This is a genomic window from Bacillus thuringiensis (genome assembly GCF_001595725.1).
Classification (GTDB): domain Bacteria; phylum Bacillota; class Bacilli; order Bacillales; family Bacillaceae_G; genus Bacillus_A; species Bacillus_A thuringiensis_K.
Window position 1 is genome coordinate 4,484,887 of sequence record NZ_CP014282.1, and the last position, 26,528, is coordinate 4,511,414.

Sequence of the window (26,528 nt, forward strand, 5' to 3'; positions counted from 1 at the left end):
GCAACTGGAATGATTGCAGAAGAAATTATGAATCAAAATGTAGTTACATTACATCCAAACGATACAATCGAAACAGCAATCCGAACGATACGCACGAAAGGCATTCGGCACATTCCAATTGTCGATCAAAATAATCACGTCGTAGGCATTATTTCTGATCGGGATGTAAGAGATGCAAGTCCGTCTATTCTAGATGAACAAGTTTCACTCGATATGCTACAGCAACCGCTCGAACTTATTATGAAACATCCTGTTATGACTTGCCATCCTCTCGATTTCGTTGAGGAAATTGCTACTTTATTTTTTGAAAATAAAATTGGCTGTCTTCCTGTTACAAAGGCCGGGAAGTTAGTTGGAATCATTTCTGAATCTACAGTACTGCACACATTAGTAAAATTAACAGGAGCACATCAACCAAGTTCGCAAATTGAAATTCAAGTAAAAAACGAACCTGGTATTCTTGGAAAAGTCGTTGCTATTTTTAGTGATTTACAAATAAATATCGTGAGCGTTCTCGTCTACCCAGCAAAAGACGAGAATGATAAAGTACTCGTTTTCCGCATTCAAACGATGAATCCTCTAAAAGTGATTGATGCACTTGAAGCAGAAGGTTACCGCGTATTATGGCCAAACATCATGGGGATGCAGGCATGAGTAGCGCGTTTATTTATTCGGATGACTTTCGGGGCTATTCATTTAGCCCTGATCATCCTTTTAACCAACTGCGCGTCACACTTACGTATGATTTATTACAAAAGGGCGGTTTCATCTCTCCCTCTCAAATCATCTCACCACGGATGGCTACAGATAAAGAGATTGCCTACATTCATACAGAGGAGTACATAAATGCGGTAAAACGTGCTGGAGAAGGAAAGTTAGAAAAATCAATTGCGATGACATATGGACTCGGAACAGAAGATACACCAATGTTCCCAAATATGCACGAAGCAAGTGCATTGCTCGTTGGTGGTACGTTAACAGCTGTCGATGCTGTTCTTTCCGGAAAAGTAAAACACGCGCTTAACTTAGGAGGCGGCTTACATCATGGCTTCCGTGGTAAAGCATCTGGCTTTTGTATTTATAACGATAGCTCCATAGCAATGAAGTATATTCAGAAGAAATACGGTTTACGCGTCTTATATATTGATACAGATGCTCATCACGGTGATGGCGTACAGTGGTCGTTTTATGATGACCCTAACGTATGCACCATTTCACTGCATGAAACTGGTCGCTATTTATTCCCTGGAACTGGCGCTGTAAACGAACGTGGACAAGGTAATGGTTATAGTTATTCTTTTAACGTTCCACTCGATGCTTTTACAGAAGATGAATCATTCTTAGAATCATATCGAACTGTTGTAAAAGAAGTTGCAGCGTACTTTAAACCGGATATTATTTTAACGCAAAATGGTGCTGACGCACATTATTATGACCCACTTACACATCTTTGTGCGACGATGAATATTTACCGCGAAATACCGAAGCTCGCTCGCGAAATCGCTAACGAATATTGCGACGGTCGCTGGATTGCTGTCGGCGGCGGTGGCTACGATCACTGGCGCGTCGTTCCAAGAGCTTGGGCACTCATTTGGCTCGAAATGAACAACATCCAAAACATCTCAGGTTATCTCCCTCCAGAATGGATTGAAGCTTGGAAAGAACAAGCAGAAACAGAACTTCCCCTCACATGGGAAGATCCAGACAACATGTATAAACCTATCCCCCGTAAACCAGAAATTGAAGAAAAAAACGCATTAACTGTAGCGAAATCCCTTGAAATTATTCGGAATAATATGACAAAATCTTTATACTAAACGAAAAGGAGGCTCGTTTTTGAATAGCCTCCTTTTATTTGAAGCTTGCTATTATTGTCGTTTTCTGTCGGTAAGTCGATATATGTTAATAATCGCTGATATATTCCGAGTTACGCCGATATATTTTGATAATCGCTGATATATTCCGAGTTGCGCCGATATATTCTAATAATCGCTGATATATTTTCATTTTATAACAGTCTGGCCCAACTTTTATGAGAAAAGGTCGTGATATTATGTGGACACAACAAATAATCAACACGAAACGCGGTACATTTGAACTCTTTACACAAGGAAATGGCGAATCGCTTTGTATTACACATCACTATTTACAATTTAATGAAACTGGGGATTACTTTGCGGATGTTTTTACTGCTACGCATCGTGTATTTCTCATTAATTTACGAGATACTGGTCGCTCTGTAACCGCCCAGTCAGAAAACGAATTAAGCATGATTGAAACAATCCACGACTTAGAAGCCATACGAGAAGCATTACAACTTCCAACATGGCATTTCGCCGGTCATTCAACAGGTGGTATGCTTGGACTTTTATATGCAATTACCTATCCAAATTCCTTACAATCATTAGTACTCGTTGGAGCGGCAGCAAGCAACTACACCGAAACACCCTTTTGCATTTATCATCCAGAACATCCGCAGTTTCATTATATGCAAAAACTCATCGAAAACTTAAAAAACCCTCTCCTTACAAGTGAAGAACGGAAAGAGCTATCTACTAAGAGAACAAAATTATCATTATATAAACCGGAAAACTACAATTCTTATTTTTGTAAACCAATCCAAAAAACTATGTCCGCTAGCCGTATGAATGCTTTCACCAATGAATATCTTTCATTTGATTTAAGAAAGAATTTACCTTCCATCCAAACAAAGACCCTTATTATATGCGGAAGACACGATGTGCAGTGCCCGATTCAGTATTCTATCGATATGCATGAGGGCATACGTAATTCTATTTTTGTGACACTTGAAGAGAGTAATCATTATCCTTTTTTAGAAGAAGCTGCTCAGTTTACTTCTACTACTCAAACATTTTATAAATCGTTACGCCAGTACCGTTATTATTAAGGAAAGCTCACAGCCTCTATGAGACTATGAGCTTTTTTCAAAAGAAGTATTTCAACTAGTAACAATTAAAAGAAGAACACACAAAACCACTAAACCTAAATCAATAAATACTGCCTTTTTATCTCCTTCTTTTAAACTTATTAGAAAACTAGAAACTATTTTAATTGCAAAAAAGACCATCATAAATAACCAACCAAAATGATCATTTGTATAATCTTCATCATAAAACATTTGTATTGCACCGATAATTAATAAGATAAGTATGATATTGGTTCCAATCTTTAAAGCCTTGTTTGATTTATTATCTTTTAATGTATCTCCCAAAATGTAGCACGCCCTCTCACACTCTCCTATGTTTTATCTCTCTTTATATTTTAACATAAATTACCTATTTTCCCCTTTTGATCACATAAAAAAACCTGCCAAAACTTTGACAGGTTCCCTACACATTAAAACGATAACCAGCTCCCCATACCGTTTCAATATATTGCGGGTGAGCAGGATCTCTTTCAATTTTTTCACGTAGTTTTCTAATGTGGACGACAACAGTGGCTAAATCACCAGCGGAATCTAATCCCCAAATGCGTTCAAATAACTGTTCTTTATTTAATACTTGGTTTGGATGCGTTACAAAGAATGTCAATAAATCAAATTCCTTCGTTGTAAACGCGATTTCTTCATTGTTTATAAAAACTTTCCTCGCTCGTTGATCAATAGAAATTCCGTGAATATATAGCGTATCACGTTGCTTACTCACATTTCCTAATAATCTTTCATAACGGGCAATATGTGCTTTTACTCTTGCGACTAATTCACTCGGGCTAAACGGTTTCGTTATATAATCATCCGCTCCTAATCCGAGTCCGCGAATTTTATCTATATCTTCTTTTTTTGCTGAAACAAGTAAAATCGGGATATCTTTTACAGCACGTATTTGTTTACAAATTTCGAATCCGTTCATTTTCGGAAGCATAATATCTAAAATAATTAAATCATAGTCTTCTTGCAAGGCTGTTTGTAAACCTATTTCTCCTGAATGCTCTACATCAACTTGGAAATCATTAATTTCTAAATAATCTCGCTGTAATTCTGCAATACTTACTTCATCTTCTATTAGTAAAATTCTTTTCAATTTACTCACCACATTCCTCTACTTTTTCCAATGAGAAGAAAATGCTTGTCCCTTTACCAAGCTCGCTTTCCGCCCAAATTTCCCCGCCATGTTCTTCAACAATTTGCTTCGCTATTGCTAAACCAAGTCCACTTCCACCTGTGCTAGAATTCCGCGATTGTTCTGCACGATAAAAACGTTCAAAGATATACGGCAATGTATCAGATTCTATACCTGATCCATTGTCCATCACTTTCACAATAACTTTATTATTATCACTCGATACTGTTACAGTAATTTTCTTCTCTTCTTTATCCATGTATTTCACACTATTATGAATTAAATTTGATATAACTCTATTGATCTTTTCGCAATCAGCCGTTACATATAGTGGTGATGCATGTAATTGTAAGTTAACTTCTATACCTTCTTTACTTAAATCCATTTGCATCTCTTCGATTAACTCTTGCATAAACATATTTAATTCAACCGTTTCAAACTGAAAGGGAACTCGATTCAAATCGAGCTTCGAAAACAAAAAGAGTTCATCAATTAGTGTGTCCATATGTTTTGCCTTCGTATGGATAGTTGTTAAATACTTATCCATTTTTTCTGGCGTATTTGCTACCCCGTCCTTTATTCCTTCTACATATCCGATAATTGATGTAATCGGTGTTTTTAAGTCATGAGAGATGTTTGAAATAAGCTCTTTTCTATTTTCTTCATACTGTGTTTGCATCTCTATCGATTCTTTTAATCTCTTCCTCATTTCCTCAAATCCTTGATTTAATTGCCCTATTTCATCGTGTGATGTAACTGGTATTTGAAAATCTAAATTTCCTTCTTTAATTTTCTCCGTTGCGCCTTTCAATACAAAAATTGGTTTTATTACACTTCTTGAAACGAGGTAACTTAATAATCCAATGAGTAAAATGGCTAGTAGTAAGAGAGATACGAATAAGATTGGAAATAATTTTTGTGTAAGATCTACAAATGAACTTTGCTTTTTTAGTACAAATATACTTCCCTCTTCTTCCTGAGGAAAATAAAAATCAAACTTTACATATCGATAAAATGTATCGCCTAGTTCCGTTGTACCACGACTATTAATATTTGCCGCTTCAAATTTCGGAAGGGCTTCTTTTAAAGATACACTTTCAAATACGTTTGAAGCATATGAAAGTGTTTCTCCTTTTCTTACTACTATTTTCACACCCTCTTTTTCTATTGCTGAGACAAACGACTCATCTAACAATTGAGATTGATGCTGTTTAGCTGCTGACTTCAACTCAAGATAGGCATTCTCTTCTTCTGGTGTAAGTGGCTTTTGAATATAAGAACTTTTATAGAAATTTTTTACTGCTTCCAAGTCACCTGTTATCGAAAAAACGATTAAAAATCCCGCGACTAATATAAGCGTAATGGAAACGAGGATAACAGCAATATAAGAAAATAAAAACCTTGTTTTAATAGACATATCTTAAATCCTCACTTTATCAAACCTTATTATTTATAAGCATAAAAATATATGTTCAATTACTCAAGCAATTTTATAGTAATTTTAGCGTCAGTTTATAAAAATTTAATGTTCCTATTTTACAGTTGAAATTAGGAGGTTGAAATTCCATGTTCAAAAAAACATTCAGTATGATATGTTGCGTAATTTTTTTACAAGGATGCTCGCAAGAACAAGAAGTCAAAAAGGAGATGACAAACATGGAGACTGCACTACTAGCAGCTACTGAAAAAAATGAAACGAATACTGTTATATCTTTACTAAAACAAGGTGCAAATATAAATGCGACGGATAATCAAGGACGTACCCCTCTTATGATTGCTACATACAAAAATGATGTAAAAACCGCAAAAGCACTTATCGAAGCTGGTGCTGACGTAAATATCCAAGATGACATGAAAAACAATCCCTTTCTATACGCCGGTGCGGAAGGTTACTTAGACATTTTAAAACTAACAATTGATGCTGGTGCAGATCCTACGATTACAAATCTTTACGGCGGAACAGCTCTTATCCCAGCCTCAGAACATGGCTATATTGACGTTATAAAAGAACTCCTCACTCGAACAAATATTGATGTAAATCATGTAAATAACCTGGGATGGACAGCTTTAATGGAAGCCATCGTACTAAGTAACGGAAACGAAACACAGCAACAAGTCATTCGCCTTCTTATTGAGCACGGCGCAGATGTAACTATTCCAGACAACGATGGTGTTACCCCGCTAGAGCATGCTCGTGCTCATAACTTTGAAGAGATAGAGAAGATTTTGTTAGAAGGGAATAAGTAAAAAGCTATTTTTTGCCTTCCTCCCCCACCCTATGCTACATTTAACCCGTTACATTACTATTAATAGGGTGGGAATACACATGAACAAACCTAAAATTGGGATGATTGGACTTGGAAGTATTGCGCAAAAAGCCTACCTTCCAACACTTACAAAAGAAACAGATTGGAATTTTGTAGGGGCGTTTACACCTAACGCTGAGAAAAGAAAACAAGTTTGCCAGCAATACCGTATTCAAGACTTTCATTCTATTGAAATGTTAGCTTCGGAATGCGATGCAATCTTCGTTCATAGTTCAACTGCTTCACATTATGAAATCGTTTCTGAACTTCTGAAAAAGGGAATCGACGTTTATGTTGATAAGCCACTAGCAGCTACAGTGGAACAAGCTGAGCAACTAGTCGAGTTAAGCGAGAAGTATAACCGAAAATTAATGGTCGGATTTAATCGCAGATTCGTTCCTATGTATGTCGCTGCCAAAGAACAGGCTAATGATATTTCATGGATTCGCATTGAAAAGCATCGTACAAATAAAGTCGGGCCATATACGTACGACTTCACTATGTTAGATGATTATTTACACATTGTAGATACTGCTCGCTGGTTAGCTAATGATGACCTTAACGCCGTTCACAATATGATACAAATCAATGAAAAGAATGAACTTCTTTACGGACATCATACATATACAACTCCAAGTGGACTATTACTTTCTACTGCAATGCATCGCCATGCCGGTACTAATTTAGAACAAATTGAACTTGTAACGCCAGGGAAAATCATTCGCGTAAAAAATATGAATACATTTGAAATTGAACAGGAAAACTCAGTTTCACAAAGTGGTTCCCCATCATGGGATACGACGTTAAAACAACGTGGTTTTGAAGATGCTGTTCGTCATTTTATTGAATGTGTACACGGAGATACAAAGCCTGTTGTAGATGGATTAGAAGGATTAAAAACGCAGCAACTATTGCAATCTCTACTAGATAATGTAAGCAAAAATTAAAACGGATACATTTTTCAGAATTTACTTTCATTCCCATTCCCCCTTTATTTCTGTCACAAATTTCTATAGAATATGTTGATAGGAATTATAAATTTCATAATGAATCGTGGAAAGGATGGGATTAACACATGTGGAACGAGTTTAAAAAATTCGCCTTCAAAGGGAATGTAATCGATTTAGCTGTCGGGGTTGTAATCGGTGCTGCATTCGGTAAAATCGTTAGTTCTTTAGTAAAAGATATCATCACACCATTACTTGGTATGGTATTAGGTGGCGTTGACTTTACAGATTTAAAAATTACATTCGGTAAATCATCTATTATGTATGGTAACTTCATCCAAACTATTTTTGATTTCTTAATTATTGCAGCGGCTATCTTTATGTTCGTTAAAGTATTCAACAAACTAACGTCTAAAAGAGAAGAAGAAGAAAAAGAAGAAGAACTTCCAGAACCAACAAAAGAAGAAGAACTTCTTGGCGAAATTCGCGACTTATTAAAACAACAAAATTCTTCTAAAGATAGAGCATAATTGAACGGATAAAAAGGCATGTCCCTCGGGACATGCCTTTTCTATATGCTATAACGTTTCCGAATTCATATGAATAAATAAAATAATACCAGCAACCATAAGTACCATAATGCTACCTGCAAATAGTGTAATACCAATAAACATTAAACTTTTGCTCATATCTACTGATACACTTTCAATAAAAATAGAAATTACATACGTGATAAGGGCAATTCCTGCAAGAATACTTCCTGGAACAAATCGCTTTAAACCATTTTGTTTTAACGTCATATATGCAAAAATAGCAGTCATACAAAGCGTAATTATCCAAAGAACGATCATCTCTTTTCCCCCCTCACAAGCCTTTTCTTTCTATTATACATGACATTGCCCTATAATAGTTATTTTTACACTTATGTGACATATAACAAGGAATCATACAATCTATAGAGAACTCTTCCAGGTAAGCTATATACTAGGGAGGATTTCAATTGGAAGATGATATTGTAGGATATTTTAAACGCACTTCACAAACATGCCTTGAACATAATTTACGAAGTCCTGAAGAACTTTTTGCATTTTGGAAAAGAAATTGACCACTAGAAAAATATGGATATCCCTCATGTAAATTGATATAATTACCATATACAAATATCCTTTGTAAGGGAGTGTTCATAATGATTTGGATTTCACTAATCGTATTAGCTTATTTCATCATTCTCGTCCCAATACAGTACAACTACATTAAAATGCTCAAAGAAAAACAGAAAAAAATGAATGTCTCACAAAACGAACTATATGACAATATGTCTTATGAAGAATCCCAAGTACATTACCATTATCAAAGTAACGTATTTACAATACCTGCTTCGCTTGTCGCAAGTATTATTTATAAAGTGAAACATGCAGCATAATATGTACGCTGTAAAATTATTGTTTGAGTCTGTTCATTCTAGTGAGCCTAATTCTACGAAAATTGATGGGCATTATGAAGAGAATCACAATACACTTTTTGAAGAAAGCATTATTCTTGTTAAAGCAAACAGTTTAGAGGATGCTCACGAACTTGGTAAAAAAATTGCTATGCAATCTGAAGATACGTACGATAATATGTACGATGAGCAAGTAACGTGGACGTTCCGAAAAGTGTTACATGTGTTTGAATTAGACGATACCCCCTTTAAAACTGGAAAAGAATTGTACGCAAGATTTTTACACGTTAAGAAAAATAAAGCGGTGGATACAGTCGTACAAAAATACTATCCTGAATCCGAATAAAAGCTCACAGCAAATGCTGTGAGCTTTTTTATACTTACTTGGTTGAATCTCTAAATTGGATACGGTGAGGTAAGATAACAGTGTGATCTTCCACTTTTTCTTTGTTCATATACTTTGTTAATAAACGCATTGCTACTGCACCGATATCATACATCGGTTGAACAACTGTTGAAAGCTGCGGACGAACCATTAATGCAAGACGTGTATTATCGAAACCAAGTACTTCTACGTCAGTTGGTACGTTTAATCCAGCGTCTTGTGCTGCATGGATTACACCTAGTGCCATTTCATCAGAAGACACGAAGATTGCTGTTGGCTTTTCATCATTGCTCCAAAGCTTTTCGAATGCTTCAATACCTGAATCATATGTGTAATCTCCATCGATTACAAGATTTTCATCATATGAAATACTTGCTTCTTCTAGAGCTTTTTTATAACCTTGTAACTTCTTCGCACTTCCTGCTTTATCAATGAAAGGACCAGAGACGAAACCGATACGCTTATGTCCTTGCTCAATAAAGTGCTTCATTGCATCATAAGCTGCTTGTGTATAATCAATATTTACTGATGGAGTTTCATTTTGCTCATCAAATGACGCTGCTAATACAATTGGTACTGGAGATTTTTTAAATTCTTCAATGTGAATGTCTGTAATATCTTCACCCATGAAAACAATTCCGTCCACTTGTTTTCCAAGCATCGTATTTAATAAATGGAACTCTTTCTCTTTGTTTTGATCAGAGTTACTTAAAATGATGTTATATTTGTACATTGTTGCGATATCTTCAATTCCACGTGCAAGTTCTGCATAAAACGTATTTGAGATATCAGGAATAATAACACCTACTGTAGTTGTCTTCTTACTTGCTAGTCCACGTGCTACCGCATTTGGGCGGTATCCTAAACGATCAATTGCTTCTAATACTTTCTTTCTTGTTGTAGGCTTTACATTTGGGTTACCGTTCACAACGCGTGATACGGTAGCCATTGAAACGTTTGCTTCGCGCGCTACATCATATATTGTTACGTTCATCTCATCGCACACTCCTTCTATTTTTGTTATCTATTTTTATGTATCGGTTACTTGAATGAAAAAAAGACATCAACTCTATTTGCAGATGCCACCAATCGTCCCGAGTTCTTCCTTTTACTAATGATACGATAAAAACGCAGGCTCATACAATATTTTCCCGCAAAAGTTTCGAAAAAATTCGCTTCTTTTCTCGTATTTTCGTATTTTTTATGAAAAAAGGGCATTTTTTGTAAAAAAATAGATGTTTCCTAAGTAGAAATCTTATTTTAAACAGTACGATAGTAAATGAAATTTATATCGGCGATTTTTCGAATATATCGACTGTAACTCGAAATATATCAGCGATTTTCCAAATATATCGACCGCAACTCTAATTATATCAGCGATTTTTTAAATATATCAACTTACCAACAAAAATCGACAATGACAGTCGCTATACAATAGGAGAAAGCTGTTCCAAAATGCCTTCTTGGAACAGCTCATTAAAAGTTTTTATAATTTACTTCCAAATGATTTTAATTCATTCATAAAATCATTGAACTGCGGTATATTCATTTGCTGCGCCGCATCTGATAAAGCTACAGCTGGATCTGGATGTACTTCAGCCATAATTGCGTCTGCACCAATTGCCAGCGCTGCTTTTGCAGTTGGTAAGAGAAGGTCACGTCGCCCTGTAGAATGCGTTACATCGACAACGACAGGTAAATGTGTTTCTTTCTTTAAAATCGGCACAGCGGAAATATCAAGCGTATTACGCGTCGCTCTTTCATACGTGCGAATACCTCGTTCACATAAAATAATGTTTCCATTTCCCTTTGCCATAATATATTCTGCCGCATTAATGAATTCTTCGATCGTTGCTGATAGACCACGTTTTAATAATACTGGTTTATTTACAGCACCAGCTGCCCTTAGCAAATCAAAGTTTTGCATATTGCGAGCGCCAATTTGAATAACATCAACGTAATCTAATGACATCTCAATATCATTCGGATTTAAAATTTCACTAATAACAGCCAAATCATATTCATCTGCTACCTGGCGCAAAATTTGTAATCCCTCTAATCCAAGACCTTGAAAATCATACGGTGAAGTACGTGGTTTGAACGCACCACCACGCATTAATTTCAGACCTTGCTCTTTCATTGCTTCAGCAACTTGACGTACTTGTTCATAACTTTCCACTGCACACGGTCCCATAATAAAATGCTGATTTCCGTCACCAATTTTTTCACCATTAATTTCAACAATTGTATCTTCTGTTTTTTTCTTACGAGAAACAAGTAATGCTTTACGATGATCATCTTCTTGTAATTCTAAACCAGCTTGAAAAATTTGTTTGAAAATATGTTGTAAAGTCGAAGTTTCAAATGGACCATTATTATTCTCTGCAATTAAATCCAGCATATTTCTTTCACGTACAGGATCAAAACGTTTCACACCTTGTATTTCTTTTAAATTACCAACTTCTTGTACGAGACGACCTCTTTCGTTTAGTAACTCTAATATTTGTAAATTAAGTTGATCAATTTTAGAACGTAAACGACCTAATTGTTGTGATGCCATAAGAAAGCCACCTCTTTCAAATTCCTATATATTACTTTTTTAAGATAACTTATTATAGCTGATACATATACGATTGTCACACGATATACAGCAATGAATTACTATCAAAAAACATTGTATATTTTTATTTAAAATAAAAAAAAGACAGTTTACATACTGTCTTTTTTACAAGAAGGAAACAAACGGTTTATCACTGTTTTTCTCTTTTATAATAACGGCCTCAATTTTACTCTCGGACTTAATCTGTAATTGTACTTTCGCATCTTTAGGCAATTTGTCTAACATGCCTTGAGCAGCCAATTGGGTAAGAGCCATTAATTCTGTTTTACCGTTATATTTAATAACAATATTCATATTTAATGTATCCATTTGATCTTTCTTATAAGAAACTTTAGCGTTGACTGGAATAAAATCTCCATTAGAAAAACCTTTTATTTCCTTAGCAAAGTTATTTATTTTTGTATTATCTTCTCCATGTGCTTGTGTAAATTCATCAGAAGGATATGAATACGACTTTTCATCAATTGTACTCCAATTTCCAAGGTTCGTATCATTCTTTTGAACAGTAGCACTAGCAATATACGTACCATTTTTTAAAGAACTAGTACTTTCTTGCTTAAAGATAGCAAACGTAATTGGAGATTTGTTATACTTATCATTTTTGTTAATAGCTTCAATAAGTTGTTTAGCAACTTCAGACCCTTTAGACATAGCTTCTTCATTCGATACACTTGAAGACATAGCTAAGCCAATCATAACACCAGATAAACTTAATTCATTTGAATTCTGTTTTCCAAAATAGTCTTGTTCTATAATATTCGTCAAAACTGGCGCTTCTACTTTCGCAACTAGTTCATCAACTAGTTTCTCTGGAATATACTGATTTAATTGCAGTACGTGACTCTCTGTATCAAATTGTTGCGTTGCAATATTTATTAAACCATTTTCATACTCTGCTAAATCTAATTTAGAATTTGTTTTTATATTAGCTGTATTAATAACCTTTTGTTCTTTTAAAGGAATAACAGTTCTATAATAATCTTTAGAAACAGCAGTTCTCGGAATCATACTTTTTTCTTTTGTATCTTTTTGTATAACTTCATCCTTCTTACTAATCGTATTACTATCGTTACTACAAGCTCCCAGTAATAAACTTACGACCGCGAAGGATAATGCCATTTTCTTCATTACTTAAAACCTACTTTCAACAATCTAGTTATTTAATTTGAACTAATAACAGTGTACCATTAAATATATTTCAACAAAAACAAAAAAAAGAAGCAAGCACCTTTAGCTTGCTTCTTTTTACTTAATATTCTCTTCTAAAGCGTCTTTTTTAATGTTCCAATGAGACGTATTCCATACTACGATCCCATCTTTTATGTATAACACTTGCGGAGATTCATGTTTAATGCTGTACTGTTCTGCAACACGATTCGACACATCTCTCGCGTCTTGTACGTATAAGTAATACGCTGGTACCGCTCTTTCTTCACTGCAATACGCTTGAAATTCTGTGTATGCACCGTGACTAATCGGGCATGTCGTACTATGTTTAAAAAGAACATACGGCTCATTCTTTTCTACTAAGACTTCAAGCTCTTCAATTGTTTCAAGTTTTGTCATATTCATCACGATTCACCTCTCATACGAAATCTAGAGCGCTTCTCTTTCTTTTCAGCTTTTTTCTCAATTCTTTCTAATTTACGCTCTTCTTTTTCAACCTTCTTCTCTTGTCTCGACGCACGGTAATGATTGTATACTTCAATCGCCGCACTGCTCCACTGTACAACTTGCGCTACTTTATCAGCGTTATTTTCAATTTCATCCGTTACAGAGTCTGATACATTACGAAGCTTCGTATTTAAAGATTGGATTGTCGTTCCAATCCCATCTACACCCGCTACCACTTTATTTAATGACTGTGACTTCTGTTGAATATCATCAGCTAACGCATTCGTCTTATGTAATAATTGCTCTGTCTCTACGCTAATTCCTTGCATTTGTTTTTCTAAACCTTCTAACGTGCTTGCAACGTTTTCTAACGTCTTCTGAACCGATAACAACGTTCTGCATACATACACTACTAATACTGCGAAAGCAACCGCGATAATAGCCGCACTTACATATAAAAGAACTTGCATTTCATCACTTCCTTTATCTTTTTCATACTTTCCCCTATTATACAATCATTTTCCGTTTCATTCTAATCCCTATCTCATCATTAGAATTTTCATACTTATTCGTTAACTGTAACATAAATCATTCAACAAATTCCACTAAGTAGGTTACAATAGGAGAGGATACATAATTAGTAGGGAGGCTTTACATATGAAAGATCCACGTATTGAAAAGTTAGCATACAATTTAATTAACTACTCTATCCGCTTACAAAAAGGTGAAAAAGTATTAATTGAAAACTTTGGCTTACAAAAAGAACTTGTAACTGCACTTGTAAAAGAAGCATATGCAGCTGGTGGTTTCCCATTCGTCTCTTTAAAAGATCATCAAGTAGATCGCTCTTTATTAATGGGTGCTACTGAAGAACATTTCGAACAAATCGCTGCATATGAAGCAAGCGTAATGAAAGACATGGACGCTTATATCGGCCTTCGCTCTGGCGATAATATTAATGAACAAGCTGACGTTCCAAGTGAGCGTATGAAAGTTCATGGCCAAACAGTTGGTAAAAAAGTTCATAGAGACATTCGCGTTCCGAAAACGCGCTGGGTTGTTCTTCGCTACCCAAATGCTTCTATGGCACAGCTTGCTAAAATGAGTACAGAAGCTTTCGAAGACTTCTACTTCGAAGTTTGTAACTTAGACTACGGTAAAATGGATAAGGCGATGGATAGCCTTGTTACATTAATGAATAAAACAGATAAAGTTCGTTTAACTGGTCCCGGAACTGACTTAACATTCTCTATTAAAGACATTCCAGCAATTAAATGCTCAGGTCATTTAAACATTCCAGACGGTGAAGTATACTCTGCACCAGTTCGTGATTCTGTTAACGGTACAGTTTCTTACAACACACCATCTCCTTACAACGGTTATACATTTGAAAATGTACAACTTAAGTTTGAGAATGGTCAAATCGTTGAAGCAACTGCAAACGATACAGAGCGCATTAACAAAATCTTCGATACAGACGAAGGCGCACGCTACGTTGGTGAGTTCGCAATCGGCGTAAACCCATACATCTTACATCCAATGGGAGACATCCTATTCGATGAAAAAATCGATGGCAGCTTCCACTTCACTCCTGGACAAGCTTACGACGATGCATGGAACGGCAACAACTCGAACATTCACTGGGATTTAGTATGCATCCAGCGCCCTGAATACGGCGGTGGCGAAATTTACTTCGACGACGTACTAATCCGTAAAGACGGACGCTTCGTTGTACCTGAATTAGAAGCTTTAAACCCAGAGAACTTAAAATAATAATAAAAACGCTCGGAATTTTCTCCGAGCTTTTTTTATTTCTTCTCTACCATTTCTATTTTCACATGTGGATTTTCTTTCTCGATAAGCGCCAAAAATTCATTCATATTTTGCGGCATCGCAACCATATGTACTTTGTATGCATTCGTCGTAATTTCAAGGTATTTCCCAACTTGACGAATGATTCTTATCTCTTTCAATACGATATCGTCATTTAAAATGCCGTACTTTAATACACCATTTTCTACTTTATGTTTTTTAATAAATACTTCCCAAACGAGTGGTACATTTACAAGGAAGCATAAACCCATCCCAATCAACGCTGACATCCAATGCGCTCTATTAGTGAAAAGCATGACAATTGGATATATACACATAAAAGCTAACGTAAGACAAACGAAAATGACTACTGACTTACTTCTTTGAATTGGAAAGTTCATACCTACACCCCCTAATCCAAATTATACCACTATTTCCATTTTGGTTCATAGAAAAAGGCCATTTCTAAATGACCTTTTACACAATGTACCTATAAAATTTCTTATCTACTTGTAGCACCGGAAAGTTTTTCGGCAACTCATCTATACTCACACTTTCAAAACCATTCTTTTCATAAAAACGATGTGCCGCTAAAAATTTTACTGTTGTTCCTAAATAAATATCTTTCAACTTTTTATCCTCAGCCCATGAAATTGCTGTTTGAAGCAACATATATGATGCGCCCCATTCTTTTCCACGAAACTCTTTTTGTACGAACATTTTTCTTAGCGCTACTTGATGATTCTCAATATCTAATAAAGCTACTGTTCCAACTACTTTACCATCATAAATTGCTACCCAAAAGTTTCCGTGATCCTTTTGATAGAACGTTTCTATTTCAAGTAAATCAGGTTGCTCTTCTTTCGTAATGGGAACATTATACTCTTTTTGCTGAATATGAACGATAAGATCTACAATTTCCTCTTGAAACGTACCTTCATATGGAACAATACAAATCTTCTCGTTCATCGAATCTCTTTCCATTCTGAAGCTAGTAAACTATATACAGCGATATCATGAAAATGATCATATAGCCATTCTTCATCTCGTAAAATACCATCTAACTTAAATCCTAAACGCTCTGGAATTGCGCGACTCTTCGCATTTCCAACACCGCAACGAATTTCAATTTTATTCAGCTTTAAATTTTCAAATGCATAGTGAAGTACAGCCTTTACGCTACGCGTCATAATACCTTTCCCGCCAGCATCTTCTGCAAGATAATACCCAAGACTCGTCGCTTTCTTCCCCCAGCTCACTGGATGAATACCTACCATCCCAACGAGCTTTCCTTTGTAACGTATGCCACTTTCAAAACCATCTCCCTCTGCAAACTTCTTTAACCACATCGGAAAAATCTCATCATAAGCATCAGCAGATTTTGTCCCATCTACCCAAGGGAGCCATTTCCGTAAATGATTACGGTTTTGATCTAATAATTGATATAATTCCTCTTTATGATGTTTTTCTAATAATTGTAGTTCGATTTCGTCATCTACTCGGAGTGTGAACATGTTTTTTAGTCCCCTTTTTAGTTTTCTTATTATTCTAACACTTACATTTCAAAACGCGTACCAATATATCAACGATTTTTGAAATATATCGAACACAACTCCATATATATCGACGTTTCAACATTAATACACAACCACGACAACAAAAAAAGACGCACAGTCAAGCTATGCGTCTTTTCTATTATTTCTCTGCAACTTGAACTTCTTTTACATAGGCTGCTTCGAATTTTTGGATGTCACCTGCGCCCATGAAAATTAGAACGCCGTTTTTATGTTTCTTTAATACATCCGTTGTTGTATCTGTAATTAGTTCTGCACCGTCAATACGCTTTTGCAGATCTTCAATTGTTAATTCACCTTTGTTTTCACGTGCTGATCCGAAAATATCACATAAATATACTTGGTCAGCTTTGCTTAAGCTTTCAGCGAACTCATCTAAGAACTTTTCTGTACGTGAAAATGTGTGTGGCTGGAATACAGCGACAATTTCACGCTCTGGATGTTTTTGACGAGCTGCTTCAATCGTTGCATTAATCTCTGTCGGATGGTGTGCGTAGTCATCGATGATTACTTGCTCTCCCATCGGTTTTTCATTAAAGCGACGTTTTACGCCTTCAAAAGTTGTTAGCTGATGCTTAACTGCTTCTACATCAACATTTTCATAATGGCAAAGCGCGATTACTGCTAACGCATTTAATACGCTGTGATTGCCGTATCCTGTAATTTTGAACGTATCATAGTACGTGTTACGAACGAATACATCGAATATCGTGCCATCTGTTCTCTTTTGGATGTTGCGTGCTTGGAAATCATTATCTTCTCCAAATCCATAGAAAATAACAGGTACTTTCGCTTGAATTTTTTGAAGTTCTTCATCATCTCCACATGCAATAATGCCTTTTTTCACTTGCAATGCCATCTCTTGGAATGCACTGAATACATCATTGATGTCTGCAAAATAATCTGGATGATCAAAATCAATATTCGTCATAATTGCATAGTCTGGATTATAAGACAAGAAATGACGACGATACTCACAAGCTTCAAATACAAAATACTTACTATTTTCTACCCCATGCCCTGTTCCATCTCCAATAAGGTAAGATGTAGGGTGTGCACCTTGCATTACATGGGCTAACAAACCAGTTGTTGATGTTTTTCCATGTGCACCAGTTACAGCAACACTTGTGTATTGGTTCATCAGGTCACCTAAGAAATGATGGTAACGATGGACTGGGATGTTTAATTCTTTTGCTGCTACGATTTCTTCATGCGTATCAGGAAATGCATTTCCTGCAATAATCACTTGTCCTTCTTCTACATTATTCTTATCAAAAGGAAGGATCGAGATACTACGCTTTTCCAACGCTGTTTGTGTAAAGAAACGCTTTTCATAATCAGACCCTTGAACAGTATGCTTCATATCATGAAGAATTTGCGCTAATGAACTCATTCCTGTTCCTTTAATTCCTACAAAATGGTAAACTGTCATCTTAAAGAACCTCCAACATTTCGAACTAATACAACGGCCTATCTATAAGACAGTATATGAATCTTTTCTTATTTTGGTAATCATCATACATTTTTGATGTAGTGAAGTTATTCTTTCCCTTCACTTATCAGGATAAACTCGTACGTACTTCTTTATATGTCTATAACAAGTCCATTATAGCAAAAAAGAAGCCGCTATACTATGATAACAGAAAAACTGATAGGGTCAATCACCTATCAGTTTTTCTCTCTTTTACATCTCTTCTCTTTTTTCTAATTGAACACGCTCTAAACGTGGGTTTGGACGATATTTACGACCAGCTTTCGCTTCTGGTTTTCCATTTAATTCTACGTTATCACCAGTAAAGCCAATATTCATTTTTAATAAGCTACTTCCTACCCCGTATATGTCAACAGGTACGTTTTGAGCTTCAAATTCACGAATACGCTTCTCATCAAATCCACCAGTTACAACGATGTCTACATGCTGGAATCCTTCTTCATCAAGTGCTTTACGAAGTGCGAATACAAGCGATGGGTTTACACCACGTGGATCGAATGTTCCAAGTACTTCTGGGTGGCGAATGAAGTATTGATCAATCATCGTGCGGGACGTATCTACACGTACACCTTTTAATGTTGATCCAAATTCACGCGCTACGCGAAGTGCATCTGTAATGACATCATTGTTGTAATCAATTAATACAACTAATTCATCTTCTGGGAATTTCTTATGATATGCTTTTGCAGCTTCTACAACATCACCATTAAACATTTGAATTAATGCGTGAGGCATCGTCCCCATACCACTTTTGCCCCACCATTCATTCATCGCATGCGTCGCTTGTGCGCTCATACCTCCGATGTATGCTGCATAACCGTCACCAGCTTGTTGTGTATAATGATCGTCACGATCTCCCATGAAAATAACTGGTTTTTCTTTATCTACGCTACGCGCAGCTTGGACAACGTTATATACGTTTGTCGCAACCGATGTACGACGAGCTAAAATCCCATCAATGACACCTTCTAAAAATCCGAAATTTTCATAAGGACCATGAATTGTTAACACTGTTTCAAATGGACTAATTTTATCGCCATCTTTTAAAGAGTTAATTTCAAGTTCCTCAGGATTTTTAGCGAATGTTTGTAGCAATGCAATTACTTCATCCGTTCCGCAAAGAACTGCATTTTCCTTTTGGAAAAATTGCATCGTTACAACACTTTTCGGGCGAAATTCTTCGATGATTTCTCTAGTTTTTAAAAAGTAAACGGCAGAGAACCAACCTTCTCCAACACGTTCGTCAAATTTAAATGTTTTATTTGTTAGTCTATTTATTTCACCTTTTAATTTTAATTCAATTTCTTTCATGTCGCTTTACTCCCTACTTTACTATCCAACATTTTCTCTTAGTATACAGCAAAACCTTTTACTATACATTTGTTTCCTGCATAGCGGCAAATTCATCCTCAGAAATAAGGACATCTCTCGGTTTCGTTCCTCTACCTTCAGAAATAATCCCTTGCGATTCCATCTCTTCAATGAGACGTGCCGCGCGATTATAACCGATGCGGAATTTTCGCTGTACAGAAGATGTGGACGCTCCCCCTTGTTCTACAACAAATTGACATGCATCAAGGAACAATTCGTCTTCTGACTCAGCTTGTTCTGTTTTCGCTAATAAATCCTCTTGCTTAAATAAGTAATTCGGCTTCATTTGCTTTTTCACATGATCAACTGTTTTTTCAATCTCATCATCCGATACATATACACCTTGTACACGAACTGGCTTAGATGTACCGTTCCCTAAGAATAACATATCACCACGGCCAAGTAATTTCTCCGCGCCCCCAATATCAATAATCGTACGCGAATCAACTTGAGATGATACAGTAAACGCAATACGCGTTGGAATGTTTGACTTAATTAAACCTGTAATAACATCTACAGATGGACGCTGCGTCGCTACTAATAAATGAATACCACAAGCACGTGCTTTTTGCGCAATACGACAAATCGCTTCCTCAACATCACCAGGTGCTACCATCATTAAATCGGCTAACTCGTCAATGACAATAACGATATAAGGTAATGTCTCTCCTGGAATTTCTCGCTCACTTACAATCGTATTGTAGCGAGTTAAATCACGAGCACCTGCGTGTGCAAACAATTCATAACGGCGTTCCATTTCCTCAACTGCCCATTTTAATGCAGCTGTTGCTGCTTTTACATCCGTAATAACAGGTGCTACAAGATGCGGAACAGAATTGTATGGTGCAAGCTCAACCATCTTCGGATCGATTAACATTAACTTCACTTCATGTGGTTTCGCTTTATATAAAATGCTCGTTAAAATGGCGTTAATACACACACTTTTACCAGAACCGGTTGCACCCGCAATAAGTCCATGTGGCATTTTTCGAATATCCGTTACAATTGGATCCCCTGAAATATCAAGTCCAAGCGCAACAGTAAGCGGTGATTCACTCTTTGTGAATACAGGACTTCTTAAAATTTCGCGAAGAAATACCGGCTTACTTTCTTTATTTGGAACTTCAATTCCAATTGCACTCTTCCCTGGAATCGGCGCTTCAATACGAATATCTTTCGCAGCTAAACTTAACTTAATATCATCACTTAAGTTTGTAATTTTATTTACTTTCACACCTGGGTCTGGCTGTACTTCAAAACGAGTTACCGCTGGCCCTTGCGATACATTAATAACATGTGCTCCAACGTGAAAATTATTAAACGTTGTATCTAATAATTCTTTCTGCTCCTCTAACCATTCTGTATTATCTAACGCTGATTGCTGTGGAATCGACAACAGCGCTAATGGTGGAACAGTATATGTCGGTGGTGTATGCAATACATTTCGCATATCGTTCTCTCTTTGATTTACAACATATGCTTTCTCTTGTACTTCCGTACTTGAAATTGGCTTTTGTACTTGCTCTACCACTACTTGCTGTATTGATTGTTCTTCCATTTGTGGCTCTGCTACTACTTGCTGCACTGGTTGCTCTTCCACTTGTGGTTCTGCTACCTCTTGTTGCACTGGACGTTCTTCCATTTGTGGCTCTGCTACTACTTGCTGCACTGGGCGTTCTTCCACTTGTGGTTCTGCTACCTCTTGTTGTACTGGCTTATTCTCTACTCGTACATTAGCAGAAGGCTGCATTGCATTTGCTCTAGCTGCATGTCTTTCCATTAATCGTGTTCTATCTTGTTTCAACATAACAACATTAAATGGTACATGACGCTTTTTCTCACGTTTTGGTTCTTCTTTTTGTACAACTGGTTGTTCTTCTACGACCGGTGTTTCCTCGGCAGTTGGCTGTTCTTCTGCAATCCGTGCTTCCTCTGCAACTGGTTGTTCTTCTGCAATTAAAACATCCGCAAAGCTTTGAACATCTTTCTTCGTTTGTTCATCAGCCTCAGCAACATGTATGAATTCATTCTTTTGTTCAATTGCTTCATCTTCTTGCTGAATGTCCTCAAGTGCTACAAATGTCTCTACTACAGGCGCGTTTATTTCTGCAATCACTTCTACTTCTTCTGACTCTTCTGCTTCCGCAATTACTTCCACTTCTTCTGACTCTTCTGCTTCCGCAATTATTTCCACTTCCTCTGTTTCTTCCGTTTCCGCAATTACTTCCACTTCTTCTGACTCTTCTGCTTCTGTAATTACTTCAGCTTCTTCTGACTCTTCTGCTTCCGCAATTACTTCTACTTCTTCTGTTTCTTCCGCTTCTGTAATTACTTCAGCTTCTTCTGACTCTTCTGCTTCCGCAATTACTTCAGCTTCTTCTGACTCTTCTGTTTCCGCAATTACTTCAGCTTCTTCTAGCTCTTCTGTTTCTGTAATTACTTCCACTTCTTCTGACTCTTCTGTTTCTGTAATTACTTCCACTTCTTCTGACTCTTCTGTTTCTGTAATTACTTCCACTTCTTCAGGTGCCTCTGTTTCCATAACTACTTCAGCTTCTTCTGACTCTTCTGTTTCCGCAATTACTTCCACTTCTTCAGGTGCCTCTGTTTCCATAACTACTTCTTCAAACTCTTCCGTTTCTGCAATTACTTCTACTTTTGACACTTCTTCTGGTATTTCCACAATGATTGTTTCTTCAAGTTTTTCTTCTGCTTTGACAATCACTGATTCTTCTGGAGCTTGCTTTTCTACTTCAATAGTAGGTTGTTTTATTTCTGTATTACGTTTAATTTCTTCTGATAATATTGTATCCTCGTGCTCTACTTTAGAAGCTACTAATTCTTCTTGTAGATTGTTTTCGTTTAACACCACTACATCTTTTTCTAGCTTAGCACTTTCCATCTGCTCAGCTACTGTTTTATGAAGTAATTCATCCGCTGAAACTTCCTGCGGTGTACTCATTTCTTGAATCACTTCTTTTTCTTCTACTAAAGGCACTTGGCGTTCAATTTCATAACCGTTTTTCTCTAGCCATTGATCAACTACTGACTTTTCTTCCTTTTTATTCTCTTCATATTGTTGCTCTCCATGCTGGTTAGCAGCTCTATGACTAGAAGAAGTTGGTGCTTGTCCTTCCGAGAAATCAGATAATGTATATCCTTTTTTCTCTAACCATGCATCAACGACTGATTTACCCTCTACAGATATTTCAAGGTCTTCTCTTTCCTTTACTTCCTCCTGCTTTTCTTTCTTTTTCTCTACTGAAGGACGATTATATCCATAAATTGGCGAAATCATTTCTGTTGGACGAAATGGTCTACGGTTACTCTCTTGCGAAGGTACAGATGCCTTTTTAACGACAGACTCCCGCACCGGTTCATATTGCACTTCCGGCTCTTCATATGTAGAAACTACCTTTTCCACATACGGTCGTCTGCTTCTTTCCACCTTTATTCCTCTTTGGGCAGTCGGTTCTTCATATGTTACTCCTTGAACAGGTTGTTCTTCGAAGCGATTTACTTCGCTTTCATCCTCTTCATCGAACCCATTATCCGGTACTAAAGGAAAACGGCATTTACCTGCATTCCTACTTGCCATTTGTGCTTCTCTTGCTTCAGTGTAGTGGTTTACACGAGGAATTTTCGGCTGACTTTCAATTTGCTTTGGTACTTCTTTATTCATCGCTGTTTGTTCTTCCTCTTTGTTAAACAGCTTTTTCATCCAATCTAACATGCTTACCACTCTTTCTACTAAATAGTAACATCCTTTATTGTATCAGCATTCGGCAAAAAGTGCAGGTAAAATTAAGCATGTCATATTTATCCACAATATTCTAATTTACGAGTGTTTCATATAGAAAAACGCAGCCTTTCATGTAAGACTGCGCTTAAGCTTTACTCTTCCGATATACATCTATACTATCCGTTACACTTTGCAATAAAGAATTTACATACTGCGGGTCAGATAATTTTTTATCTTCTTCATGGTTTGACATAAACCCAAGTTCTAATAACACACCAGGAACCTTTGCCCAATTAAATCCAGAAAGATCATCCCGAAATTTAATTCCATTTACTTTTACTTGCTGGTTCTCCCTCATTTTATTTACAATCATTTGAGAGATTTGAAGACTTTCCGCATAAATCTCTCTCGTATACGGACTTCCTTCTGCCGGCGTCAATACAGCAAATCCACTTTGGTTTGGATTTTCAGAACCATCTGCATGAAGACGTAAAAATAAATTAGCCTTATGATTATTTGCGAATGTCGCCCGTTCTTTATTACTTATATCAACGTCTTGTGATGTTCTCGTCATTAATACTTGTATCCCTTTTGCTTCAAGCTTTTCTTTTAATAAAAAAGCCATTTCTAATACAAGTACAGCCTCTCTCTTTTTCGTCACAACACCTGTTGTACCGTCTGTCACTTTATATTTTTGCGTTGTTGCCCCTGGTCCAATCGGCTCTAAATTTAAATTCGCTTTTTGTTGATGCCCTGGATCAATAACGACGAGAAACTTCTCTTGTTTTTCATTACTCTCTACTTTTTGTTCATTATTTTGCACTGGTTGCTCAGTTGGCTGCACTGGCGTAGTTTCTTCTTTCTTTTCCTCAGATGATACTTCCTCTTGCTTATGTTCTACTTGCTCATTCGTTTGAATTGCTTGTGACTCTTCATTCTTTTCTTGTTCTTGCTGCTTTTCTACCGGTGCGTCTTCATTGGTATCTTTGTTTTTCTCTTGTATAGAAGATGTAGTTTCTTTTTTCGGCTGCTCTTGTGAACAACCGGCCATATATATTCCAATGAATGCAATCATGCTCATTATTTTTATATACTTCATACTTCTCTCCCATCACTTTGCACCGGATTCAAAGTTTTTCTTATAATTGCCCTATAATCTCATCCATATTTCCAATATAAACTGGCTGCCATTTTTCTGTACCACGTTCTGCAGTATAAACCGGATAAGCGTCATCATCTATATTTACGAAAACTGGATCGCCCATATCCGTTTCATATCCAATTGTAATCCATCCTTCTTGCCACTTTCCGTTTTCTTCACTTATTAATGAATTTTTATGTTTATCATATCGATAACCGATTTGTCCTTTTTCTAATTCACTTTCACTAAACACATATATTTCATAAGTACCTAGCTCAACATCTTGCTGTTTTGAAGTTTCAATTCGTTTTAGAAGTTCTGCGATTTTTAGTTGTTGTTTCATACGTCTATCCCCTTATATTTTTCTAAATTTTAACTAGTTTGTTTATAAAATACAATATAGATTTTAAGAAAAAAGGTGACATCCTTATCATATTAACGATTTTTTTAAATATATCTATCACAACTCTCAATATATCAACGATTCAACACGAATTTCGATTTACCGACAAAGAACGCAAAAAAAGAGAGGTTGTCCAAAAGGACAACCTCTCTTTTCTTATATCAATTAAAATTTAAACTCTTGTCCAACTTCAAAGCTATCTTCTAATACAAGAATACCTTTTTCTTGTGGAGCATCTGGAAGCTCTAATTCACGTGCAGAGCAGATCATTCCAGAAGAAGGAACACCGCGAAGTTCTGCTGGTTTAATTAACATACCGCTTGGCATTACAGCACCAATTTTTGCAACGACAACTTTTTGTCCTGCATCAACGTTTGGTGCGCCACATACGATTTGTAATGTTTCTGTACCGATTTCTACTTTACAGATGTTTAGCTTATCAGCATTTGGATGCTTTTCTTTTTCAGCTACATAGCCTACAACAAATTTCGGAGAAAGATCTGCTTCTACTGTTTCTTCAAAGCCATTCTTCGCTAAAATTTCGTTGATTTTCTCTACAAGCTCTTTCGTTAATGTAAGGTTTCCTGTTTCTTTTACTTCTAAGTAAGAAGATGCATTAAAGATGTTGAATCCTGCTGTCTCGTTGCTTTCACGATCGTATACGCGTGCAACATCTCCTTTGCGATCAAAAGTACGGTTCTCTAAAGTAATATCTTGTAAGGCAACAATTAAAGTGTCACCAATTCCTTCAAGGTTGTAAAAAACGTTCACTTCGTTCATCCTTTCTCTTTTCCATCTGTCTTCTTCCGATTTTTCGCTAAAATAAAGATTGGTTCAAATTCTCCATCTTCATATACGAATGAAAGTGATGTAATCGGAACATGCCCTTCGGCAAAAAATTTCATTGTCATTTGTGCAATAATATCATAACCGATTTCGTTGACGATATCAGCAATAATTAATACATCTTGGTGAGGAACAGCAACAACCATGTCACCAGAAATCTTTTCACGCATCGATTGTAGTAACGATTCGTTTAAAATACGAGTCGCGTCATACCCATCATTTGTGTTTAAAAAGTAGAATGTATTACCCGCTACTGTGTCTTGTTTAAATTCATAACCTAACGAGCGTGCGTTGAATAATGCCATTTCACGCACTTGCTGTTCTGTAAGTTCTAATTTTTGTAATAGACGCTCATCAATTAGTCGATACGTTTTATTCGAATCTAACGCATAGTAAATACGTGTTTCCGCCGTATGATCCGTCATAATAAACGGATTTCCTTCTTCTGCTTGTTTCGGGAAAGAAGTAGAGCGAATAACAGGTAAAATTTTCGCTCCGCTATTTTCTTCTTTATGCATCGCAATTAGCGCTTCTTGTACGTAATAAGCAACTTCTTCAATTGCCTTTTCTTTGTTCACTTCCCATTTTGCCACAACTCCTGGAAGCGATACGTTAATACCTTTTTTGGAGTCTTTTTGTTCAATACGTAAAACTTCTTTCTCACTATCATACTGAAAGTCCCATTCTGGGCGAGATAATTTCTTTATTAACTCATCTTTCATCTTTTTACTTGTCATCTTCATCTCTTTTTCCTC

The 26,528-nt window shown here is 36.4% G+C and carries 28 protein-coding genes; 9 read left to right on the plus strand and 19 right to left on the minus strand.

Going from position 1 to position 26,528, the window contains the following annotated elements; all coding sequences use genetic code 11:
* Positions 1-9 precede the first annotated feature (9 nt).
* From AXW78_RS22495 to AXW78_RS22505, 3 genes are all read left to right on the plus strand, one after another.
* Positions 10-654: an acetoin utilization AcuB family protein gene (locus AXW78_RS22495; RefSeq protein WP_061884673.1), complete on the plus strand. Its 645-nt coding sequence runs from the start codon at positions 10-12 to the stop codon at positions 652-654.
* The gene (acuC, locus tag AXW78_RS22500) at positions 651-1,817 is read left to right on the plus strand and encodes an acetoin utilization protein AcuC (RefSeq protein WP_080345739.1); all 1,167 of its coding nucleotides are present in this window, start codon (positions 651-653) and stop codon (positions 1,815-1,817) included. Before AXW78_RS22495 ends, acuC begins: the two co-directional genes overlap by 4 nt.
* Before the next feature lie 215 nt (positions 1,818-2,032).
* A complete protein-coding gene (locus AXW78_RS22505) occupies positions 2,033-2,908 on the plus strand; it encodes an alpha/beta fold hydrolase (RefSeq protein WP_116777526.1) in 876 nt (291 codons plus the stop codon).
* A 51-nt stretch (positions 2,909-2,959) separates the two neighbouring features.
* Here AXW78_RS22505 and AXW78_RS22510 read toward each other — a convergent pair whose 3' ends face one another.
* The 3 genes from AXW78_RS22510 to AXW78_RS22520 form a co-directional block, all read right to left on the minus strand.
* Complete coding sequence (locus AXW78_RS22510) at positions 2,960-3,232, minus strand: hypothetical protein (protein WP_000502923.1); 273 nt, start codon at positions 3,230-3,232, stop codon at positions 2,960-2,962.
* Between the two features lie 118 nt (positions 3,233-3,350).
* Complete coding sequence (locus tag AXW78_RS22515; RefSeq protein ID WP_033673118.1) at positions 3,351-4,040, minus strand: response regulator transcription factor; 690 nt, start codon at positions 4,038-4,040, stop codon at positions 3,351-3,353.
* Position 4,041: 1 nt separating this feature from the next.
* A complete protein-coding gene (locus AXW78_RS22520; protein WP_000023862.1) occupies positions 4,042-5,496 on the minus strand; it encodes a sensor histidine kinase in 1,455 nt (484 codons plus the stop codon).
* A gap of 149 nt (positions 5,497-5,645) precedes the next feature.
* Between AXW78_RS22520 and AXW78_RS22525 the strand changes: the two genes are divergently transcribed.
* The 3 genes from AXW78_RS22525 to mscL all read left to right on the plus strand — a co-directional run bounded on the left by AXW78_RS22525 (position 5,646) and on the right by mscL (position 7,862).
* Positions 5,646-6,326, plus strand: a complete 681-nt coding sequence (locus AXW78_RS22525; protein WP_000475117.1) for an ankyrin repeat domain-containing protein — start codon at positions 5,646-5,648, stop codon at positions 6,324-6,326.
* A 79-nt stretch (positions 6,327-6,405) separates the two neighbouring features.
* On the plus strand, positions 6,406-7,332 hold the full coding sequence (locus tag AXW78_RS22530; RefSeq protein WP_001039692.1) for a Gfo/Idh/MocA family protein: 927 nt from the start codon (positions 6,406-6,408) through the stop codon (positions 7,330-7,332).
* A gap of 128 nt (positions 7,333-7,460) precedes the next feature.
* On the plus strand, positions 7,461-7,862 hold the full coding sequence (gene mscL / locus AXW78_RS22535) for a large-conductance mechanosensitive channel protein MscL (protein ID WP_061884675.1): 402 nt from the start codon (positions 7,461-7,463) through the stop codon (positions 7,860-7,862).
* Positions 7,863-7,910: 48 nt separating this feature from the next.
* Here the strand turns inward: mscL and AXW78_RS22540 are convergent, their stop codons facing one another.
* Complete coding sequence (locus AXW78_RS22540; protein ID WP_000636586.1) at positions 7,911-8,183, minus strand: DUF3917 domain-containing protein; 273 nt, start codon at positions 8,181-8,183, stop codon at positions 7,911-7,913.
* Positions 8,184-8,518: 335 nt separating this feature from the next.
* Here AXW78_RS22540 and AXW78_RS22550 point away from each other — a divergent pair, with 335 nt between their 5' ends.
* Both AXW78_RS22550 and AXW78_RS22555 read left to right on the plus strand, forming a co-directional pair.
* The gene (locus AXW78_RS22550; RefSeq protein WP_000637899.1) at positions 8,519-8,755 is read left to right on the plus strand and encodes a DUF3949 domain-containing protein; all 237 of its coding nucleotides are present in this window, start codon (positions 8,519-8,521) and stop codon (positions 8,753-8,755) included.
* Position 8,756: 1 nt separating this feature from the next.
* Entirely contained in the window at positions 8,757-9,119 is a 363-nt protein-coding gene (locus AXW78_RS22555; RefSeq protein WP_003302999.1) for a DUF4288 domain-containing protein, read from the plus strand.
* 34 nt (positions 9,120-9,153) lie between these two features.
* Here the strand turns inward: AXW78_RS22555 and ccpA are convergent, their stop codons facing one another.
* The 5 genes from ccpA to AXW78_RS22580 form a co-directional block, all read right to left on the minus strand.
* Positions 9,154-10,152 carry a catabolite control protein A gene (gene ccpA, locus AXW78_RS22560; protein ID WP_001103300.1) on the minus strand — a complete coding sequence of 333 codons (999 nt, stop codon included), beginning with the start codon at positions 10,150-10,152 and terminating at the stop codon, positions 9,154-9,156.
* Positions 10,153-10,644: 492 nt separating this feature from the next.
* The gene (locus AXW78_RS22565) at positions 10,645-11,718 is read right to left on the minus strand and encodes a bifunctional 3-deoxy-7-phosphoheptulonate synthase/chorismate mutase (protein WP_061884676.1); all 1,074 of its coding nucleotides are present in this window, start codon (positions 11,716-11,718) and stop codon (positions 10,645-10,647) included.
* 165 nt (positions 11,719-11,883) lie between these two features.
* Positions 11,884-12,906 carry a CamS family sex pheromone protein gene (locus AXW78_RS22570; protein ID WP_000738000.1) on the minus strand — a complete coding sequence of 341 codons (1,023 nt, stop codon included), beginning with the start codon at positions 12,904-12,906 and terminating at the stop codon, positions 11,884-11,886.
* A gap of 117 nt (positions 12,907-13,023) precedes the next feature.
* A complete protein-coding gene (gene ytxJ, locus AXW78_RS22575) occupies positions 13,024-13,350 on the minus strand; it encodes a bacillithiol system redox-active protein YtxJ (protein ID WP_001057465.1) in 327 nt (108 codons plus the stop codon).
* A complete protein-coding gene (locus AXW78_RS22580; protein ID WP_001197720.1) occupies positions 13,350-13,862 on the minus strand; it encodes a DUF948 domain-containing protein in 513 nt (170 codons plus the stop codon). The genes ytxJ and AXW78_RS22580 overlap by 1 nt, the downstream gene beginning before the upstream one ends.
* A gap of 187 nt (positions 13,863-14,049) precedes the next feature.
* On the opposite strand from AXW78_RS22580, the gene AXW78_RS22585 reads away from it, so the two are divergent.
* Positions 14,050-15,165, plus strand: a complete 1,116-nt coding sequence (locus AXW78_RS22585; RefSeq protein WP_000654731.1) for an aminopeptidase — start codon at positions 14,050-14,052, stop codon at positions 15,163-15,165.
* Positions 15,166-15,200: 35 nt separating this feature from the next.
* Here the strand turns inward: AXW78_RS22585 and AXW78_RS22590 are convergent, their stop codons facing one another.
* From AXW78_RS22590 to AXW78_RS22635, 10 genes are all read right to left on the minus strand, one after another.
* Positions 15,201-15,605: a PH domain-containing protein gene (locus AXW78_RS22590; protein ID WP_001010624.1), complete on the minus strand. Its 405-nt coding sequence runs from the start codon at positions 15,603-15,605 to the stop codon at positions 15,201-15,203.
* Positions 15,606-15,681: 76 nt separating this feature from the next.
* Positions 15,682-16,173, minus strand: a complete 492-nt coding sequence (locus AXW78_RS22595) for a GNAT family N-acetyltransferase (RefSeq protein ID WP_061884677.1) — start codon at positions 16,171-16,173, stop codon at positions 15,682-15,684.
* Positions 16,170-16,718, minus strand: coding sequence for a GNAT family N-acetyltransferase (locus AXW78_RS22600; RefSeq protein WP_000494681.1), 549 nt, complete (start codon positions 16,716-16,718; stop codon positions 16,170-16,172). Before AXW78_RS22600 ends, AXW78_RS22595 begins: the two co-directional genes overlap by 4 nt.
* Before the next feature lie 181 nt (positions 16,719-16,899).
* Positions 16,900-18,210 (minus strand): UDP-N-acetylmuramate--L-alanine ligase, encoded by a 1,311-nt coding sequence (gene murC / locus AXW78_RS22605; RefSeq protein ID WP_000219467.1) that lies wholly within the window; start codon positions 18,208-18,210, stop codon positions 16,900-16,902.
* Between the two features lie 252 nt (positions 18,211-18,462).
* A complete protein-coding gene (locus tag AXW78_RS22610; protein ID WP_000658370.1) occupies positions 18,463-19,581 on the minus strand; it encodes a nicotinate phosphoribosyltransferase in 1,119 nt (372 codons plus the stop codon).
* Between the two features lie 61 nt (positions 19,582-19,642).
* Entirely contained in the window at positions 19,643-23,374 is a 3,732-nt protein-coding gene (locus tag AXW78_RS22615) for a DNA translocase FtsK (RefSeq protein ID WP_061884678.1), read from the minus strand.
* Positions 23,375-23,528: 154 nt separating this feature from the next.
* Positions 23,529-24,482 (minus strand): N-acetylmuramoyl-L-alanine amidase, encoded by a 954-nt coding sequence (locus AXW78_RS22620; protein WP_061884679.1) that lies wholly within the window; start codon positions 24,480-24,482, stop codon positions 23,529-23,531.
* Between the two features lie 40 nt (positions 24,483-24,522).
* On the minus strand, positions 24,523-24,867 hold the full coding sequence (locus AXW78_RS22625; protein ID WP_000813291.1) for a hypothetical protein: 345 nt from the start codon (positions 24,865-24,867) through the stop codon (positions 24,523-24,525).
* A gap of 225 nt (positions 24,868-25,092) precedes the next feature.
* Entirely contained in the window at positions 25,093-25,707 is a 615-nt protein-coding gene (gene ytpR / locus AXW78_RS22630; protein ID WP_001006761.1) for a YtpR family tRNA-binding protein, read from the minus strand.
* A complete protein-coding gene (locus tag AXW78_RS22635; protein ID WP_000784588.1) occupies positions 25,704-26,516 on the minus strand; it encodes a DUF1444 domain-containing protein in 813 nt (270 codons plus the stop codon). The genes ytpR and AXW78_RS22635 overlap by 4 nt, the downstream gene beginning before the upstream one ends.
* Between the last annotated feature and the right edge of the window lie 12 nt (positions 26,517-26,528).

Bases quoted from the DNA above. Each gene is read 5' to 3' on its own strand.
- AXW78_RS22495 (WP_061884673.1), top strand. From the start codon at position 10: ATGATTGCAGAAGAAATTATGAATCAAAATGTAGTTACATTACATCCA.
- acuC (WP_080345739.1), top strand. From the start codon at position 651: ATGAGTAGCGCGTTTATTTATTCGGATGACTTTCGGGGCTATTCATTT.
- AXW78_RS22505 (WP_116777526.1), top strand. From the start codon at position 2,033: ATGAGAAAAGGTCGTGATATTATGTGGACACAACAAATAATCAACACG.
- AXW78_RS22520 (WP_000023862.1), bottom strand. From the start codon at position 5,496: ATGTCTATTAAAACAAGGTTTTTATTTTCTTATATTGCTGTTATCCTC.
- AXW78_RS22525 (WP_000475117.1), top strand. From the start codon at position 5,646: ATGTTCAAAAAAACATTCAGTATGATATGTTGCGTAATTTTTTTACAA.
- AXW78_RS22530 (WP_001039692.1), top strand. From the start codon at position 6,406: ATGAACAAACCTAAAATTGGGATGATTGGACTTGGAAGTATTGCGCAA.
- mscL (WP_061884675.1), top strand. From the start codon at position 7,461: ATGTGGAACGAGTTTAAAAAATTCGCCTTCAAAGGGAATGTAATCGAT.
- AXW78_RS22540 (WP_000636586.1), bottom strand. From the start codon at position 8,183: ATGATCGTTCTTTGGATAATTACGCTTTGTATGACTGCTATTTTTGCA.
- AXW78_RS22550 (WP_000637899.1), top strand. From the start codon at position 8,519: ATGATTTGGATTTCACTAATCGTATTAGCTTATTTCATCATTCTCGTC.
- AXW78_RS22555 (WP_003302999.1), top strand. From the start codon at position 8,757: ATGTACGCTGTAAAATTATTGTTTGAGTCTGTTCATTCTAGTGAGCCT.
- ccpA (WP_001103300.1), bottom strand. From the start codon at position 10,152: ATGAACGTAACAATATATGATGTAGCGCGCGAAGCAAACGTTTCAATG.
- AXW78_RS22565 (WP_061884676.1), bottom strand. From the start codon at position 11,718: ATGGCATCACAACAATTAGGTCGTTTACGTTCTAAAATTGATCAACTT.
- AXW78_RS22570 (WP_000738000.1), bottom strand. From the start codon at position 12,906: ATGAAGAAAATGGCATTATCCTTCGCGGTCGTAAGTTTATTACTGGGA.
- ytxJ (WP_001057465.1), bottom strand. From the start codon at position 13,350: ATGAATATGACAAAACTTGAAACAATTGAAGAGCTTGAAGTCTTAGTA.
- AXW78_RS22580 (WP_001197720.1), bottom strand. From the start codon at position 13,862: ATGCAAGTTCTTTTATATGTAAGTGCGGCTATTATCGCGGTTGCTTTC.
- AXW78_RS22585 (WP_000654731.1), top strand. From the start codon at position 14,050: ATGAAAGATCCACGTATTGAAAAGTTAGCATACAATTTAATTAACTAC.
- AXW78_RS22590 (WP_001010624.1), bottom strand. From the start codon at position 15,605: ATGAACTTTCCAATTCAAAGAAGTAAGTCAGTAGTCATTTTCGTTTGT.
- AXW78_RS22595 (WP_061884677.1), bottom strand. From the start codon at position 16,173: ATGAACGAGAAGATTTGTATTGTTCCATATGAAGGTACGTTTCAAGAG.
- AXW78_RS22600 (WP_000494681.1), bottom strand. From the start codon at position 16,718: ATGTTCACACTCCGAGTAGATGACGAAATCGAACTACAATTATTAGAA.
- murC (WP_000219467.1), bottom strand. From the start codon at position 18,210: ATGACAGTTTACCATTTTGTAGGAATTAAAGGAACAGGAATGAGTTCA.
- AXW78_RS22610 (WP_000658370.1), bottom strand. From the start codon at position 19,581: ATGAAAGAAATTGAATTAAAATTAAAAGGTGAAATAAATAGACTAACA.
- AXW78_RS22615 (WP_061884678.1), bottom strand. From the start codon at position 23,374: ATGTTAGATTGGATGAAAAAGCTGTTTAACAAAGAGGAAGAACAAACA.
- AXW78_RS22620 (WP_061884679.1), bottom strand. From the start codon at position 24,482: ATGAAGTATATAAAAATAATGAGCATGATTGCATTCATTGGAATATAT.
- AXW78_RS22625 (WP_000813291.1), bottom strand. From the start codon at position 24,867: ATGAAACAACAACTAAAAATCGCAGAACTTCTAAAACGAATTGAAACT.
- ytpR (WP_001006761.1), bottom strand. From the start codon at position 25,707: ATGAACGAAGTGAACGTTTTTTACAACCTTGAAGGAATTGGTGACACT.
- AXW78_RS22635 (WP_000784588.1), bottom strand. From the start codon at position 26,516: ATGAAGATGACAAGTAAAAAGATGAAAGATGAGTTAATAAAGAAATTA.